Raw genomic sequence first — 16567 nt, forward strand, 5'->3', positions numbered from 1 at the left:
ATATATACTGTAGCCATGGATACCACTACCGCCCCCAACCCCTTGCACCAGGTGCCGCGCCTGGACGGCCAGCTGTGCTTTGCGCTGTACTCGACTTCGCTTGCCATGAACAAGCTGTACCGCAAGCTGCTGCGCAAGCTCGGCCTGACCTATTCGCAATACCTGGTGATGATGGTGTTGTGGGAGCGCGACGGCTTGACGGTGTCGGAAGTGGGTGAGCGCCTGTTCCTCGACTCGGCCACCCTGACGCCCTTGCTCAAGCGCATGGAGCAATCGGGCTTGCTCACGCGCACGCGCGCCGCCAGCGACGAGCGCCAGGTCATCATTTCCCTCACGCAGCAGGGCGACCAGCTGCGCCACGAGGCGGCCCTGCTGCCCGAGGCCATCCTGGCGGCCAGCCACTGCAGCGTGGAGCAGGTTGTGGACATGAAACAACAACTGAACCAGTTGCGCGACAGCCTGATGAAAAGTGAGTGAAAGCGCCACTTTTCCGAGCAAAATCAGGCAAAGCATCCCCCTGACAGCGCCAGGCAAAAGCTGGCGCAAAATCCGCCTTTCTTTATTACAAATCGATACATGGATGGCCCCACCCTGCGTATAGAATAGTTGCCACTATTTCCTTACAACAACATCAGGGTGAATATGCGCATACCTTTCGGCTCCGTAGCCTCGCTGGCTCTCTGCTTTACCGTGTCGTCCTTCGCCGCCGAGCCATTCGACGACAAGTTCCGCCAGCTCGAAGAGGTGTTGCCCACGCCAAATACCTACCGCACCGCCTCCGGCGCGCCCGGCCACGCCTACTGGCAGCAGCGCGCCGACTACACGATCCGCGCCACCCTCGATGAAGCCAGGCGCGAAATCGCCGGCAGCGGCACCATCACCTACCATAACCAGTCGCCCGACACCCTCGGCTACCTGTGGGTGCAGCTGGACCAGAATATCTACAAGCCCGATTCCGACGCGCGCCGCATGGCCACGGCGCCGTCGCGCCAGGCGTGGGCCAAGACGGCGGGCGAAGACACGATGAAATTCGAAGGCTTGCGCGGCATCCTCGCGCGCGGCGACTTCCAGGGCGGCTTCAATATCCGCGCATTGAAAAGCGCCGATGGCCAGCCTTTGAAATACGTTATCAACCGCACCATGATGCGCATCGACCTGCCGCAGCCCTTGAAGCCGGGCCAGGACTTTGCCTTCCAGATCGACTGGGATTACCGCATCAACGAACAGAAGGTGCTGGGCGGGCGCGCCGGCTATGAAGTCTTCGACGACAAGAACGCCCTGTTCGAAGTGGCGCAGTGGTTCCCCCGCATGGCGGCCTATTACGACGCGGCCGGCTGGCAGCACAAGCAGTTCCTCGGCTCGGGCGAATTCACGCTGGAATTCGGCGACTACGACGTGCAGCTGACGGTGCCCGCCGACCATATCGTCGCCTCCACTGGCCAGCTGCAAAATCCGCAGGACGTGCTGTCTGCCGCGCAGCGCAAGCGCCTGGAAAAAGCGCGCGGCAGCGACAAGCCCGTCGTCATCGTCACGCAAAAAGAAGCGGAAGCGGCCGAGAAATCCGTCAGCCGCGCGCAAAAGACGTGGCACTTCAAGGCGGCCAACGTGCGCGACTTCGCCTGGGCCTCGAGCCGCAAGTTCATCTGGGATGCGCAGGGCTACAAGAAGGGCGGCAGCGATGTGATGGCCATGTCCTACTACCCGAAAGAGGGCAATCCGCTGTGGGAAAAGTACAGCACGCAAGCCATCGTGCACACGATCGAGCAATACAACAAGTACAGCATCGACTACCCGTACCCGACGGCCATCTCCGTCAACGGCCCCGTGGGCGGCATGGAGTATCCGATGATCTCGTTCAACGGTCCCCGTCCGGTGAAAGACAAGAAGACGGGCGAGCTGACCTACTCGAAGCGCACCAAGTATGGCCTGATCGGCGTGATCATCCACGAGGTGGGCCACAACTACTATCCGATGATCATCAACTCGGACGAACGCCAGTGGACGTGGATGGACGAAGGCCTCAACACCTTCGTGCAATACCTGGCGCAGCAGGCGTGGGAAGAAAACTATCCTGCCTCACGGGGCGAGCCGCGCGAGATCGTCGACTACATGCGCAGCCGCGACCAGGTGCCCATCATGACCAATTCCGAGTCCCTGCTGCAGTTCGGTAACAACGCCTACGCCAAGCCGGCGGCGGGCCTGAACATCCTGCGCGAGACCATCCTCGGGCGCGAACTGTTCGACTACGCGTTCAAGGAATATGCGCAGCGCTGGAAGTTCAAGCGCCCCACGCCCGCCGACTTTTTCCGCACCATGGAAGACGCTTCCGGCACGGACCTCGACTGGTTCTGGCGCGGCTGGTTCTATACGACCGATCCGGTCGACATCAGCATCGACGGCATCAGCGAATACGGCGTGAGCTCGAAAGATCCGGCAACGGAAAAAGCGTGGAAAAAGGCGCAGAAAGAGGCCCAGCCGGAATCCGTCACGAGCCGCGCCAACAAGGGCATGCCGCGCCGCGTCGATGCGCATCCGGAGCTCAAGGATTTCTACAACCAGCACGACGATTTCACCGTGACCAACAAGGACCGCAACGCCTACGCCGAAGCGCTGGCCGCCCTGGAACCGTGGGAAAAGGACTTGCTGAAACAGGGCAAGCACCTGTACCTGGTCGACCTGTCGAACGTGGGCGGCATGGTCATGCCCCTGATCCTCGAGATCGAACTGAAAAGCGGCAAGAAATACGTCGAGCGCGTACCGGCCGAAGTGTGGCGCTACTCGCCGAAGAAAATCACCAAGGTCGTCATCACGGATGAACCGATGGTGGGTCTGGTGCAGGACCCGTACTGGGAAACGGCCGACATCGACACGAGCAACAACAGCTGGCCGCGCAAGATCACGCCATCGCGCCTGGAGCTGTTCAAGAGCGAGAAGTCGCCCAAGGATAACCTGATGCGCGATTTTCATACGCCGCTGAAAGGCCAGAACGGCGGCTCGGCCAAGGGCGACGAGGCATGAAGCGCTGGCGCGCGCTGGCTGCTGCCGTGCTGGCCTGCGCCAGCATGGCGGCCGGCGCCCACAACTTCCACATGGGTATCGCCGACATCAGCTACAACGCGGCCAGCGGCAGCACGGAAGTGGTGCACACCTACACGGGCCACGACGTCGAGGCGCTGCTGACGAACCTGTACCAGCGCCAGTTCGACCTGGGCCAGGAAGACAGCGAAGCGGCGCTGCGCCGCTATGTGGAAAAACAGTTTTACCTCGTGGGGCCGGATGGCAAGCGCTTGCGCCTAAGCTGGGTCGGCATGAAGGTCAACGCCGACAATGTGGTCATCTTCCAGGAGCTCGAACGCACGCGCCTGGCCCCCGCCACGCGCATCCACAACCAGTTGCTGATCGACTTCCTGCCCAGCCAGCGCAATACCCTCAACGTGCAGGACAGCGGCGCCATCCAGACGCTGATTTTCGACCGCCAGAACACGGAACTGCCGATCCGCTAAGGCCCGCCCCCTATTACATCCATGACGCCACGCTCTCTTCCCCTGCTCCTCGCCGCCCTGTTTTCAGCCACCGCCGCCCACGCCGACGACATCTTCCAGCGCGTGCTGATCGACGGTTCGCGCCTGAACCAGCTGGGTGTGGCCGATTCGGCCAACGCGGGCAGCGTCACGCAACAGCAGCTCGATGCGCGCACCAGCTACCGGCCCGGCGAATTGCTCGAAGCCGTGCCGGGACTGATCGTCAGCCAGCATAGCGGCGAGGGCAAGGCCAACCAGTTCTACCTGCGCGGCTTCAACCTCGATCATGGCACGGACTTGCGCACCACGGTCGACGAGATGCCCGTCAACCAGCGCAGCCATGGCCACGGGCAGGGCTGGACGGACCTGAACTTTCTGATCCCCGAACTGGCCATGCGCCTCGATTACAAAAAGGGGCCGTATTCGGCGGCGCAAGGCGATTTTTCCTCGGCCGGCGCGGCGTCCGTCGTCTACGCGAACCGCCTGACGCAGGGCATCGCCAGCGTGGGCGTCGGGCAAAACGGCTTTCGCCGCGCCCTGCTGGCCGATACGCTCGATGCGGGCGACGGCAGCCTGCTGTACGCGCTCGAAGCGCAGCACAACGACGGCCCGTTCACGCAGCCGGACCGCTACCGCAAGCTCAATGGCGTGCTGCGCTACAGCGAAGGCTATGCCAACAACGGCTTCAACGTCACGGCCATGGCGTATGACGCCAGCTGGAACGCCACCGACCAGATTCCGCTGCGTGCCGTACAGGACGGCACCCTGGGCCGCTTCGACGCCATCGATGCCAGCGACGGCGGCAAGGCCCAGCGCTACAGCCTGTCGGGCGCCTGGCGCCGGACGACGGACGACATGTCGTCCAAAGTCAGCGCGTATGTGATCGCCAACCGCCTGGCCCTGTTCTCGAATTTTACGTATGCGATGGACGACCCCGATAACGGCGACCAGTTCGCCCAGCCCGACCGGCGCGTGACGGCCGGCCTCGACGCCAGCCACACCTGGCACCGCCACACGGACAGGGGCAGCAGCGACACCACCATCGGCCTGCAGCTACAGAACGACAATATCCACAATGGCCTGTACAACACGCGGCAGCGCCAGACCGTGTCGACCACGCGGCAAGACCATATCGTTGAATCGAGCATCGGCGTGTATGGCGAAAACAGCACGCGCTGGTCGCGCTGGCTGCGCACCGTGGCCGGCCTGCGCGCGGACGCCTACCGCTTCGACGTGCGCAGCGACCGGCCGGCCAATTCGGGCAAGGCCAGTGACCATTTGTTCAGCCCCAGCCTGAGCGTGATCGCCGGACCGTGGCGCGATACGGAAGCGTATATCAACATTGGCAATGGTTTTCACAGCAACGACGCGCGCGGCACGACGATCACGGTCGACCCGAAGACAGGCGAAGCGGCCGACAAGGTCACGCCGCTGGTGCGCTCGCGCGGACTGGAACTGGGCTTGCGCAGCGCCGCCATCGCCGGCCTGCAAACGTCGCTGTCGCTGTACCGGCTGGACTTCGATTCCGAGCTGCTGTTCATCGGCGACGCGGGCGCCACCGAGGCGGGCCGCCCCAGCCGCCGCTACGGCATCGAGTTTTCCAGCTACTACAAGGCGACCAGATGGCTGTCGCTGGACCTGGACCTCGCGTATGCGCGCGCACGCTCGCGCGGCAGCGACCCGGCGGGCGACTTCATCCCCGGCGCCATCGAAGGCGTGGCCCAGCTGGCCATGACGGTGACGCCGCCAGGGCCGTGGTCGGGCTCCTTGCGCTTGCGCTACTTCGGCCCGCGCCCCCTGATGGAAGACAACAGCGTGCGCTCGTCGGCCAGCGTGGGCTTGAACGGGCGCATCGCCTACCAGATCGACAAGACCTTGCGCGTGGAAGTCGAAGGCTACAACCTGGCCAACCGGCGCGACTCGGCCATCGATTACTACTATGCCTCGCGCCTGCCCGGCGAAGCGCAGCCCGTCGACGACATCCACTTCCATCCGGTGGAATCGCGCTCGCTGCGCCTGACCCTGGTAAAGAATTTTTAAGTAAACAAGAATAATTCTTATCGCACTGCACAGGAAACGCCGCGAAGTCGTAGAATGCCAGGCTGGATAAACTGAGACAGGCCGCGTTGCGGCCGCACCGCCATGAGCACTTCCGCACCGATCTTTACCGACCCGTCCCACGTCAAGGAAGCCTTGCGCGATGACGGCTATGCCGTCCTGCGCCCGCAGGACGTGGCCGCGCTGGCCGACTGCCCGCTGGACGCATTGCGCACGCTGGAACCGAGCTGGAATACCCTGGCGCTGGACAATTACCTGAAGGATGGCGGCCGCTATCGCCGCCGGCGCCACTCGTGCTTCGTGCAGGATGGCGAACGCCTGACCCAGACGGCGCACCGTCCGCACTGGCAGCCGGTGGAATACAACGCCCTGCACGGCGGCATGCACCGCCTGTTCGAACCGGTCGAAGCGGCTATCGTCGCGCAAGCGGCCTGGCAGCAGTTGATTCGCGCGCTGGGCGACGTCTGCTCGCAAGTCAAGGGCAGCCAGCCGTGGTTCATCGAAGCGCACCAGTTCCGCATCGATACGACGGACGGCATCGGCCGGCCCACGCCGGAAGGCGCACACCGCGACGGCGTCGATTTCGTCGCCGTGCTGCTGATCGGGCGCGAACAGGTCAAGGGCGGCGAGACGCGCATCTTCGAAGCGGATGGCCCCAACGGCAAGCGTTTTACCCTGATCGAACCGTGGTCGCTGCTGCTGCTCGACGATGCGGCCGTGATCCACGAATCGACGCCGATCCAGCCCCTGGGCGAGCATGGACACCGCGATACCCTCGTGCTGACCTATCGCGCAGGCCAGTTCCAGGGCGAAAACTGACAAGCGGCCACAGCATTTCCTGTGGCCAAAATAGTTACTTGGAAGTTACTTTTGCAGACCTAAATCCGATATAGTCATACGATGTCGATATTGCGCGCTCACGGCGCCCAGCATCACCACACTGAAATCCTAGGAGAGGTCTGTGGACTCCAACAACCAAATCAAGCCTGACGAAATCGAGATCCTGATCGTCGAGGACAGCCCGACCCAGGCGGAGCGCTTGCGCCGCCTGATCCAGTCGCTGCACTACAACGCGCGCGTGGCGGCGAATGGCCAGCTGGCCCTGGCCGCCATCCGCGAGCGCAAGCCGCACCTGGTGCTGTCCGATATCGTCATGCCTGAAATGAATGGCTACGACCTATGCCGCGCCATCAAGTCCGATCCGACCCTGCGCGACATTCCCGTGATCCTCGTCACCTCGCTCAACGATCCGAAGGACATCATCCGCGGCATCGAGTGCGGCGCCGACAATTTCATCCGCAAGCCCTACGCGGAAGACTACCTGCTCAACCGCATCAGCCACATGCTGATGAACCAGAAGCTGCGCAAGAACCAGAACGTGGAAATCGGCATCGCCCTGTACCTGGGCGACCAGAAGCATTTCATCAATGCGGAACGCCAGCAAATCCTCGACCTGCTGATCTCCACGTATGAACAGGCGGTGCAGGTCAACGGCGAACTGCAGGCGCGCGAACGCCAGGTGATCGAGCTGAACATGCGCCTGGCGCACCATGCGGCCGAACTGGAAACCATCAACCGCGAAATCGCCCTCAAAAACCTGGAGCTGGCCGAAGCGAGCCGCATGAAGTCGGCCTTCATCGCCAACATGTCGCATGAACTGCGCACGCCGCTCAACGCCATCATCGGCTTCACCGGCGCGCTGCTGATGAAACTGCCCGGCCCCCTGACGTCCGACCAGGACAAGCAGCTGAACACCATCCGCGCCAGCGCGCGCCATTTGCTCTCGCTGATCAACGACATCCTCGACGTGGCCAAGATCGAAGCGGGCAAGCTGACCCTGTCGATCGAACCCGTGCACTGCCAGGAGCTGATGGCTGACGTGGCCGACACCCTGCGTCCCCTGGCCCAGCAAAAAGGCCTGGCGCTGGAACTTGAACTGGGCGAGCCGGGCCAGTCGCCCGCCATCATCGACACGGACCGCCGCGCGCTGACGCAAATCCTCATCAACCTGCTCAACAATGCCATCAAGTTCACGGAACAGGGCACGGTGCGCATCAGCCTGTCCCAGCGCGACGAAGACGGCGTGCTGGTGACGGAAATGAGCATCGCCGACAGCGGCGCCGGCATCAAGGAAGAAGACCAGGCCAAGCTGTTCCAGGCCTTCTCGCAGCTCGATTCCACCTCCACGCGCCACGTGGAAGGCGCGGGACTGGGCCTTTACCTGTGCCAGAACCTGGCCAACGCCATCGGCGGCGCCCTGTTCTTCAACAGCGACTACGGCTCGGGCAGCACGTTTACACTGGCCCTGCGCAGCAAGGCCTGAGCTTCTGTGCGCCGCAACATGGAATACGGGCTTTTTGCCATCGAAAAGAGACCGATACAGTAGTTCTACGGTATTGCACTGCACCATTTTCAGCGCTATAGTAGAACTGTCTCCTCCAATTCGTTCTCCGAACATTGGATTCAGCCCGCGAATACAACCGCGGGCTTTTTTTTGCCTGCGTTTTTCATTATCTTCATCATTCCTTAACTAAATCAAGCGGCTTAGTTATATCAATCGTTTGAGATATATGATTAAATCTCCGGCATGATTGAAAAAAACGCCATCCCCACTTCCCATGCCGACGACGGGCGCAAGCCCCGTTCCGACGGCGAGCAGTCGCGCGAGCGGCTGCTGCATAGCGCCATCCGCCTGTTTGCCGAGCAAGGCTACGCCAAGACGTCCACGCGCGAACTGGCGCAGGCGGCCGGCACCAACGCGGCCGCCATCAGCTATTATTTTGGCGACAAGGCGGGACTGTACCGCGCCGCCTTTGCGCAGCAGTCAGCGGACCCGCAAGATAATATCGCCCTGTACGAGCAACCGCATTTCACCTTGCGCCAAAGCCTGGAAGGCTTTTATGCGCAATTGCTCGCTCCCATGCAGCAGGGCGACATCGCGCGCGACTGCATGCGCCTGTGGTGCCGCGAAATGCTCGAACCGACGGGCCTGTGGGCGCGCGAGATCGACCAGAACATCCGCCCCGAACACGAAGCGCTCACGCGCGTGCTGGCGCGTCACCTGGGCGCCCCCGACAACAGCGACGACATGCACCGGCTGGCGTTTTCCATCGCTTCGCTGGCACTGCAGCACATGGTGGGCACCGAGGTGCTGCACACCTTGCGCCCGCAACTGCTGGAATCGCCGCATGCGATCGACACCTGGCTGGCGCGCCTGACCGACTACGCGCTGGCCATGGCCGATGTGGAGCGCCGGCGCCTGGCCATTCCTCCCTCACCCTCTACACCTCAACGACAAGCAGAAGGACCAGCATGACGACTATTCGATGCACCGTTCAACGCGTCCTGGCCGCCAGCATCGTGCTGGCGCTGGGCGGTTGCGCCCTGCAGGGGCCGCCCGCAGCGGTGGCCGCCAGCGCGCCCGCGCAGTGGCAGGCGCCGCTGCCGCACAACGGCAAGCTGACGGACCTGGCCAACTGGTGGCAGGGCCAGGGCGACAGCCTGCTGGTGGAATTGATCAACGACGCGCAGCAAGTCAGCCCGACCATCGCCGCCGCCGGCACGCGCATCGTGCAGGCACGCGCGGACCGCATCGCCAGCGGCGCCGCGCTGGCGCCCACCTTGGACGCGACGGGCAGCGTGGTGCGCACCAGCCAGCAATCGGCACAGCCCAGCGGCACCACCTCGCAGGCCGCGCTGCAGGCGTCGTGGGAAATCGACGTGTTCGGCGCCAACCGCGCCACGCGCGATGCGTCCCAGGAGCGCTACGACAGCGCCCGCGCGCTCTGGCATGAGGCGCGCGTCTCGGTGGCCGCCGAAGTGGCGAACCAGTATTACGCCTTGCGCACCTGCCAGCAATTGCAAGCCGTGTCCGAACAGGATGCCGTCTCGCGCCGCGACTCGGCACGCCTGACGGAACTGAGCGCCGAAGCCGGCTTCCAGCCGCCCGCCAATGCAGCGCTGGCCCGCGCCAGCGCCGCCGAAGGCGCCAGCCGCGCCATCGAACAGCGCGCCGCCTGCGACGTGAATATCAAGGCGCTGGTGGCCCTGTCGGCCATGCCGGAAGCGTCGCTGCGCGAAAAATTGGCGGCCAGCCCCGCCATCCTGCCCTCGCCCGTGGCGATTGCGGAACTGCCGGCGCAAACCCTGGGCCAGCGCCCCGATGTCTACAGCGCCGAACGTGAAGTGGCGGCCGCCAGCTTCGAAGTACGCGGTGCGCAGGCGCAGCGCTATCCCCGCCTGAGCCTGGCCGGCTCCATCGGCAAGGGCAATATCCGCGCCAGCGGCACCAGCATCACGGCCAGCACCTGGAGCATCGGCCCGCTGGCCGTCAGCCTGCCCATCTTCGACGGCGGCACCCGCCGCGCGCAGATCGATGCGGCCACGGCGCGCTACGACGAAGCCGTGGTGAAATACCGCGCCGGCGTGCGCCAGGCCGTGCGCGAAGTGGAAGAGGCACTGGTCAACCTGGCCAGCACGGACGAGCGCAGCAGCCATGCGAAAACGGCTCTGGAAGGCTACCGCGTGTCGTTCGTCGCCACGGAAGACCGCTACAAAAATGGCCTGGCCAGCCTGATCGAACTGGAAGACGCGCGCCGCACGCGCCTGGCCGCCGAAAACACGGTGGTCAACCTCGAGCGCGAACGCAGCGCCGCCTGGGTGGCGCTGTACCGCGCCGCCGGCGGCGGCTGGACCAGCAGCGCCATCGCCAACAACGCCCCCTGACGGATACACAACATGAAAAAAATGACCTTGAAACCGATGGCGCTCGTCCTGGCCGCCCTTTGCGTGATGCTGGGCGCCGGCGTGGCCCTGTACTCCCCTTCCTCCACGGCGGCCGACGACGCCAAGGATAAAAACGCGGCGCAAAAACCGGCGCTCACCGTCACCACGGCCAAGCCGCAAACGGCCAGCCTGCCCATCAAGCTGAAGGCCAACGGCAACGTGGCCGCCTGGCAGGAAGCCGTCATCGGCAGCGAATCGAACGGCTTGCGCCTGACCGACGTGCGCGTGAACGTGGGCGACGTCGTGCGCGCCGGCCAGGTGCTGGCCGTGTTCTCGAACGACACGGTGAACGCCGACGTGGCGCAGGCCAAGGCCGCCGTGCTGGAAGCGCAAGCCAATGCGGCGGAAGCCGCCGCCAACGCGCAGCGCGCCCGCTCGCTGCAAAGCACGGGCGCCATCAGCGCGCAGCAGATCAGCCAGTACCTGACGGCCGAACAGACGGCCAACGCACGCATCGCGTCCGCCAAGGCGCAGCTGGCGTCGCAGCAGCTGCGCCTGAAATACACGCAGGTGGTGGCGCCCGACAGCGGCATCATCTCTTCGCGCTCGGCCACCGTGGGGTCGGTGGTGGGCGCCGGCACGGAACTGTTCCGCATGATCCGCCAGGGCCGCCTCGAATGGCGCGCCGAAGTGACGGCCACCGAGCTGCTGAATCTGAAACCGGGCACCCTGGCGCAAGTGAAGGCGGCCAACGGCAGCGTCTTGACGGGCAAGGTGCGCATGATCGCCCCTACCGTCGATCCGCAGACGCGTTCCGCCCTCGTGTATGTCGACCTGCCTGCCGGCACGGGCAGCAACGCGCCGTTCAAGGCCGGCATGTACGCCAGCGGCGAATTCGAACTCGGCACCTCGGGCGCGCTGACCGTGCCACAGCAGGCGATCGCCGTGCGCGATGGTTTCAGCTATGTCTTCCGCCTCAATCCCGACCAGCGGGTCAGCCAGATCAAGGTGCAGGCCGGACGGCGCCTGAGCGACCGCATTGAAATCCTTGGCGGCATCACGGCCGACACCACCATCGTCGTCAGCGGCGCAGGCTTCCTCAATGACGGCGATCTGGTACGCAATGTACAGGCTCCGGCAGCGGCCAAGGCTGCCGTAGCACCGGCAGCGAAAAAGTAAGGAGAGGCCATGAATTTTTCCTCCCTCTCGATCAAGAATCCGATCCCGGCCATCATGCTGTTCGCGCTGCTGACCCTGGCCGGTCTGCTGGCCTACAAGGCCAATCCGGTGCAAGATTTCCCCGACATCGAACTGCCCATCGTCACCGTCAGCGCCGTGCTGCCCGGCGCGGCACCAGCCCAGCTGGAAACGGAAGTGGCGCGCAAGATCGAAGATTCCGTCGCCACCCTGCAAGGCGTGAAAAACATCTATACCAAGGTGCTCGATGGCGTCGTCACAGTGACCGTCGAATTCATCCTGGAAAAGCAGATCGCCGAAGCCGTCAACGATGTGCGCGACGCGGTCGCGCGCGTCAAGGCGGACATGCCGGCCGAGCTGCGCGACCCCACCGTCACCAAGGCTTCCACGGCAGGCAGGGTCGTGCTGACCTTTATCGCCACGGCGAAGCCGGGCGTGGACAACCCGCTCGACTCTCCCGACCTGTCCTGGTTCGTCGACAACACGGTGGCCAAGCGCCTCTTGACCGTGCCCGGCGTGGGCGCCGTCACCAGAGTCGGCGGCGTCTACCGCGAGATTCAGGTGGAACTCGACGAGGCGCGCATGGCCGCATTGAAAGTGTCGGCCCTCGACGTGTCGCGCCAGCTGCGCCTGGTGCAGCGCGAAGCGCCTGGCGGCAGGGGCGACATCAGCGGCGCCGAGCAGTCGGTGCGCACCATCGCCACCGTGAAAACGGCCGATGAACTGTCGCGCGTGGAAGTGCCGCTGCCGGACGGGCGCCATGTGCGCCTGGACCAGGTCGCCACCGTGCGCGACACCATCGCCGAACCGCGCGCGCTGGCCGAGCAGGATGGCAAAACGGTCGTCGCCTTTGAAGTGTTCCGCACCAAGGGTGCCAGCGAAGTGGCCGTCGCCAAGGGCGCGCGCGACGCCATCGCCGACCTGCAGAAGGAAAACCCGAACGTGGTGCTGCAGCAGTCGATCGACAATGCCTTCCCCGTCGAGGAAAACTTCGACGGCTCGATGGAGCTGCTGTACGAAGGCGCATTGCTGGCCGTGCTGGTGGTGTGGTGGTTCCTGCGCGACTGGCGCGCCACTTTGGTGGCCGCCGCCGCCCTGCCCCTGTCCGTGATGCCCGCCTTCCTCGGCATCTACTGGTTCGGCTACACGCTCAATACCGTCACCCTGCTGTCGCTGGCCCTGGTCGTCGGCGTGCTGGTCGACGACGCCATCGTGGAAATCGAAAACATCGAGCGCCATCTGCGCATGGGCAAGTCGCCGATGGAAGCGGCCATGGAAGCAGCCGACGAAATCGGCATGGCGGTCATCGCCACCACCTTCGCGCTGGTGGCCGTGTTCCTGCCGACGGCCTTCATGAGCGGCATTCCCGGCCTGTTCTTCAAGCAGTTCGGCTGGACCGCCGTGCTGGCCGTGCTGGCCTCGCTGGTGGTGGCGCGGCTGCTCACCCCGATGATGGCGGCCTATATCCTGAAACCGCTGCCGCACAAGGAAGAGCAGGATGGCTGGCTGATGACGCGCTACCTGACGGTCATGCGCTGGTGCCTGAACCACCGCGGCATCACGGCCATCGCCGCGGCCCTGTTCTTTGTCGGCGCCATCGCGCTCGTGCCGCTGCTGCCGACCGGTTTCGTGCCGGCCGCCGACCGTGCGCAGACGCAGATCAACCTGGAACTGCCGCCCGGCTCCACTCTGGGCGAAACGCAGGCCGTGGCAGCCCTGGCGCGCGATGCGGCCATGCGCACGCCGGGCATCGAGGGCGTCTTCAGTTCGATAGGCGGCGGCTCGAGCGGCGATGCCTTCGCCCCCGGCGCCGCGGCCGAGGCGCGCCGCGCCGTGCTGACCCTGACCACCGTGCACCGCACCGATCGCAAGGAATCGATGGCGGACCTGGAAACCCAGCTGCGCCAGAAGCTCGATACCATCCCCGGCGCCCGCTTCACGGTGGGACCGCCCGACACCGGCGTCAAGATGCAGCTGGTGCTGCGCTCGGAAGACCCGGTGGCGTTGATGGCGGCGGCGCAAAAGGTCGAGCGCGAACTGCGCGGCCTGAAAGGCATCGGCAACGTCAATTCCAGCGCCTCGCTGGTGCGCCCGGAAATCATCGTGCGTCCCGATTTCGCCAAGGCGGCCGACCTGGGCGTGACGGCAGCGGCCATCGGCGAAACGGTGCGCGTGGCCACGGCCGGCGACTACGACACGGACCTGACGAAAATGAACCTGCCCGAGCGGCAAGTGCCGATCCGCGTCAAGCTGCCCAACAGCGTGCGCGCCGACCTGGCCGCCATCGAGCGCCTGACCGTGCCCGGCAAGAATGGTCCCGTGCGCCTGGCGAACGTGGCCAGCGTGACGATGGAAAGCGGCCCGGCGCAGATCGACCGCCTGAACCGCAGCCGCAATGTGACCCTCGACGTGGAACTCGGTTCGCGCACCCTGGGCGAACTGAATGAAGAGGCGCGCGCGCTGCCGTCGATGAAGAACTTGCCGCCATCCGTGAAGATCGCCGAACTGGGCGACGCGCAGGAGATGGCCTCGTTGTTCGCCAGCTTCGGCCTGGCCATGCTGATCGGCGTGCTGTGCATCTACTGCGTGCTGGTGCTGCTGTTCAAGGACTTCATGCAGCCGGTGACCATCCTGGCGGCGTTGCCGCTGTCGATCGGCGGCGCCTTCGTGGCGCTCCTGATTACGGGCAGCGCCCTGTCGATGCCGTCGATGATCGGCCTGATCATGCTGATGGGGATCGTCACCAAGAACTCGATCCTGCTGGTCGACTATGCGATCCTGGCGCGCCAGGCCGGCATGAACCGCTTCGATGCGCTGGTCGACGCCTGCCACAAGCGCAGCCGCCCCATCCTGATGACGACGATCGCCATGGGCGCCGGCATGATGCCGCTGGCGCTGGGCTGGGGCGCCGACCCCAGCTTCCGTTCGCCGATGGCCATTACCGTCATCGGCGGCCTGATCACGTCGACCCTGTTGAGCCTGCTGGTGGTGCCGGCCGTGTTCACCTACATCGACGACCTCGAGCACCTGCTCAAGCGCGGCATGGCGAAACTGCGCCGCCAGAAGGCGCCGCTGCGGCGCGATGACAAGGTGGCACTGGAAAAATAAGCGCCACGGTCAATTGCAAAATCGCCCCCTGCGGGCAAGGAAACGAGGGACCGGCCGCCAGGCCGCGCTCCCTCGCTTTCATCTATCTGGCATACTGCGCCCATTCTCCATGAACGCAATCTGCCCTGCCTATGAATTACCGCACCCCGCTCGTCCTGCTGATGGCATCCGCGCTGCTCGGCGCCTGCTCGGACAAGACCGCCCCCGCCAGCGCCGACCTGGCAGCTGACGTGGTCACCGAAGTCCCCGCTGCCGCAGCCGCAGCAGACACCGCATCGGCCGAACACGTGCCGCCGCCATCCGCCACCGCCCCCAGGACGGAAGCGATGAACACGCCCCAGGCGCGCGAGCGCGAAGTGGGCATGATGCGCGCCGTCTTCGGCAAGGACTACCGCAGCGACAGCGAAGATGCGCTGGCCGACCTGCCCGATCCCGATAACCACGTCGACAAGCTCAGTTACGTGGTCAGCGCCGTCAGCCACAAGCTGCTGCCCGATGGCAGCGCCATCCTGGTGGCGAATGCGGAAACGGCCAACACGGAAGGCACGGCCGAATCGGCGCATGCTTCGCCGGGGCTGCTGAATGTCTTTTTCCTGGCGCCCAAGGGCCAGCCGGAAGACGGCCAGTGGCAAGTCGTGAAACGCCTGGAAAACATCGCCGCCCTGGGTTCGTCGGGGCAGCTCGGCGAAGTCCACTGGGTCATGCTGGGCGCGAACAAGCCGGGACTGGCGATCCGCCATGGCTATACGGGCCAGGGCTACACCATCACGCAACTGGCCCTGTTTGAAATCGGCGACGGCAAGGTCACCTCACTCGATGGCGCCATCGACCTGTATTCGGACAATATGGGCGCCTGCGGGCCCGAGACGGACGAGTGCTGGATGGTCAAGGGGAACTGGCGCTTCGCGCCGGCGCGCAATGGCGGCGCCTACGATGACTTGCTGATCGATTTCAAGGGCGCCTCCGAGAAGATCAAGCCCGGCGTCACGGTCAAGCCCGACGAAGACCCGCCGCGCATCGCCACGCCCCTGAACAACCACGCGCGCTACGGCTTCGATGGCAAGGGATATAAACTGATTGAAGGGAAGAATACGGTGCCTGGCGTCTAATGGGATCAGACCCGCCGGGTCTGACCCCACGTAAGCCAGCTACTTGCGCGCCGCTTCCAGGCGCGCCAGCAGCGGCGCATACATGGCACGCGTATGGCTGCTCCAGCGGGCCATGGCGCTGTCGATATCGAGCAGCAGGCGTTCCGACAACACCTTGTCGCCCTGCTGCAGCGCCCAGATCGCGCACTCGGCACGGCACTCGAAGCTGTTGTAGCGCGTCAGCGCATCGTCGAATTCCGCTTTCGCTTCCACCTGCCGCCCGCTTTGCGCCAGCGCGCGCGCCGTCAGCAGGGACACCATCTCGGGACGGAAATGGATGTCGCTGCGGCGGATGAATTCCAGGTGCGTCAGCGCTTCGGCGCCCCGTTCGCACTCCAGGTAGGCGCGCGCCGCGCCCAGGCGAATTTCCAGGTCCGATGCGAACGCTCCCTGCAGGCAGGCTTCGTAGGTCGATGCCGCTTCCTTTGCATTGCCCGCTTCGAGCTGCGCGCTGGCCAGGCGCATCTGGTTTTGCGCCGTCGGCGTGTACTCGAAGGCCGCTTTCGCCTCGCGCAATTCGCGGTTCGGATCGAGCACCTGCACTGCCACCGACGCAACCTTGCGCGCGCCTTGCGGCAGGCGCGAATTGGGCAGGTAGATGGCGAAGAAATACACCACGCTGCCCAGCAGCGGGAACATGAACAAGATGAGCAGCCAGTACAGCTGCTGCCCGTTGCGCACCACGTGGACCGCAAAAAATACCGCGATCAGGATGTGGATGCCTATGCCAAAAATCGTCATGCTGCGACCTCGTTCGTGATGGGAGCAGCCGGCACCATGCCGCCGCTTTCCCTGCTCAGAATATTACAC

12 protein-coding genes are annotated in these 16567 nt (G+C 64.7%); 11 read left to right on the forward strand and 1 reads right to left on the reverse strand.

Annotated features, from left to right (window positions below):
• The first annotated feature begins 15 nt into the window (after positions 1 to 15).
• The 11 genes from AC4BCN_RS24620 (at position 16) to AC4BCN_RS24670 (ending at position 15718) form a co-directional block, all read left to right on the forward strand.
• Entirely contained in the window at positions 16 to 477 is a 462-nt protein-coding gene (locus AC4BCN_RS24620) for a MarR family winged helix-turn-helix transcriptional regulator (RefSeq protein ID WP_101482558.1), read from the forward strand.
• A gap of 165 nt (positions 478 to 642) precedes the next feature.
• A complete protein-coding gene (locus tag AC4BCN_RS24625; RefSeq protein WP_490491976.1) occupies positions 643 to 3018 on the forward strand; it encodes a M1 family metallopeptidase in 2376 nt (791 codons plus the stop codon).
• Positions 3015 to 3503, forward strand: a complete 489-nt coding sequence (locus tag AC4BCN_RS24630) for a DUF6702 family protein (protein WP_490491977.1) — start codon at positions 3015 to 3017, stop codon at positions 3501 to 3503. The genes AC4BCN_RS24625 and AC4BCN_RS24630 overlap by 4 nt, the downstream gene beginning before the upstream one ends.
• A 21-nt stretch (positions 3504 to 3524) precedes the next feature.
• Positions 3525 to 5561, forward strand: a complete 2037-nt coding sequence (locus AC4BCN_RS24635) for a TonB-dependent receptor (RefSeq protein WP_490491978.1) — start codon at positions 3525 to 3527, stop codon at positions 5559 to 5561.
• Between the two features lie 102 nt (positions 5562 to 5663).
• The gene (locus AC4BCN_RS24640; RefSeq protein WP_490491979.1) at positions 5664 to 6398 is read left to right on the forward strand and encodes a 2OG-Fe dioxygenase family protein; all 735 of its coding nucleotides are present in this window, start codon (positions 5664 to 5666) and stop codon (positions 6396 to 6398) included.
• A gap of 142 nt (positions 6399 to 6540) precedes the next feature.
• Positions 6541 to 7902: a hybrid sensor histidine kinase/response regulator gene (locus tag AC4BCN_RS24645; protein ID WP_139091102.1), complete on the forward strand. Its 1362-nt coding sequence runs from the start codon at positions 6541 to 6543 to the stop codon at positions 7900 to 7902.
• Positions 7903 to 8166: 264 nt separating this feature from the next.
• Complete coding sequence (locus AC4BCN_RS24650) at positions 8167 to 8895, forward strand: CerR family C-terminal domain-containing protein (RefSeq protein WP_139091103.1); 729 nt, start codon at positions 8167 to 8169, stop codon at positions 8893 to 8895.
• Entirely contained in the window at positions 8892 to 10304 is a 1413-nt protein-coding gene (locus AC4BCN_RS24655; protein WP_490491980.1) for an efflux transporter outer membrane subunit, read from the forward strand. The genes AC4BCN_RS24650 and AC4BCN_RS24655 overlap by 4 nt, the downstream gene beginning before the upstream one ends.
• 12 nt (positions 10305 to 10316) lie before the next feature.
• A complete protein-coding gene (locus AC4BCN_RS24660; protein WP_490491981.1) occupies positions 10317 to 11483 on the forward strand; it encodes an efflux RND transporter periplasmic adaptor subunit in 1167 nt (388 codons plus the stop codon).
• Positions 11484 to 11492: 9 nt separating this feature from the next.
• The gene (locus AC4BCN_RS24665; protein ID WP_490491982.1) at positions 11493 to 14609 is read left to right on the forward strand and encodes an efflux RND transporter permease subunit; all 3117 of its coding nucleotides are present in this window, start codon (positions 11493 to 11495) and stop codon (positions 14607 to 14609) included.
• Positions 14610 to 14740: 131 nt separating this feature from the next.
• Complete coding sequence (locus AC4BCN_RS24670; RefSeq protein WP_034747205.1) at positions 14741 to 15718, forward strand: hypothetical protein; 978 nt, start codon at positions 14741 to 14743, stop codon at positions 15716 to 15718.
• A 39-nt stretch (positions 15719 to 15757) separates the two neighbouring features.
• On the opposite strand, the gene AC4BCN_RS24675 is transcribed toward AC4BCN_RS24670, so the two are convergent.
• Complete coding sequence (locus AC4BCN_RS24675) at positions 15758 to 16498, reverse strand: hypothetical protein (protein ID WP_485881155.1); 741 nt, start codon at positions 16496 to 16498, stop codon at positions 15758 to 15760.
• Between the last annotated feature and the right edge of the window lie 69 nt (positions 16499 to 16567).

It is taken from the genome of Janthinobacterium sp. Bl 1 (genome assembly GCF_058215535.1).

Coding starts and splice junctions, on each gene's coding strand:
- AC4BCN_RS24665 (WP_490491982.1), top strand. CDS start 11,493: ATGAATTTTTCCTCCCTCTCGATCAAGAATCCGATCCCGGCCATCATG.
- AC4BCN_RS24655 (WP_490491980.1), top strand. CDS start 8,892: ATGACGACTATTCGATGCACCGTTCAACGCGTCCTGGCCGCCAGCATC.
- AC4BCN_RS24670 (WP_034747205.1), top strand. CDS start 14,741: ATGAATTACCGCACCCCGCTCGTCCTGCTGATGGCATCCGCGCTGCTC.
- AC4BCN_RS24635 (WP_490491978.1), top strand. CDS start 3,525: ATGACGCCACGCTCTCTTCCCCTGCTCCTCGCCGCCCTGTTTTCAGCC.
- AC4BCN_RS24650 (WP_139091103.1), top strand. CDS start 8,167: ATGATTGAAAAAAACGCCATCCCCACTTCCCATGCCGACGACGGGCGC.
- AC4BCN_RS24675 (WP_485881155.1), bottom strand. CDS start 16,498: ATGACGATTTTTGGCATAGGCATCCACATCCTGATCGCGGTATTTTTT.
- AC4BCN_RS24625 (WP_490491976.1), top strand. CDS start 643: ATGCGCATACCTTTCGGCTCCGTAGCCTCGCTGGCTCTCTGCTTTACC.
- AC4BCN_RS24630 (WP_490491977.1), top strand. CDS start 3,015: ATGAAGCGCTGGCGCGCGCTGGCTGCTGCCGTGCTGGCCTGCGCCAGC.
- AC4BCN_RS24660 (WP_490491981.1), top strand. CDS start 10,317: ATGAAAAAAATGACCTTGAAACCGATGGCGCTCGTCCTGGCCGCCCTT.
- AC4BCN_RS24620 (WP_101482558.1), top strand. CDS start 16: ATGGATACCACTACCGCCCCCAACCCCTTGCACCAGGTGCCGCGCCTG.
- AC4BCN_RS24640 (WP_490491979.1), top strand. CDS start 5,664: ATGAGCACTTCCGCACCGATCTTTACCGACCCGTCCCACGTCAAGGAA.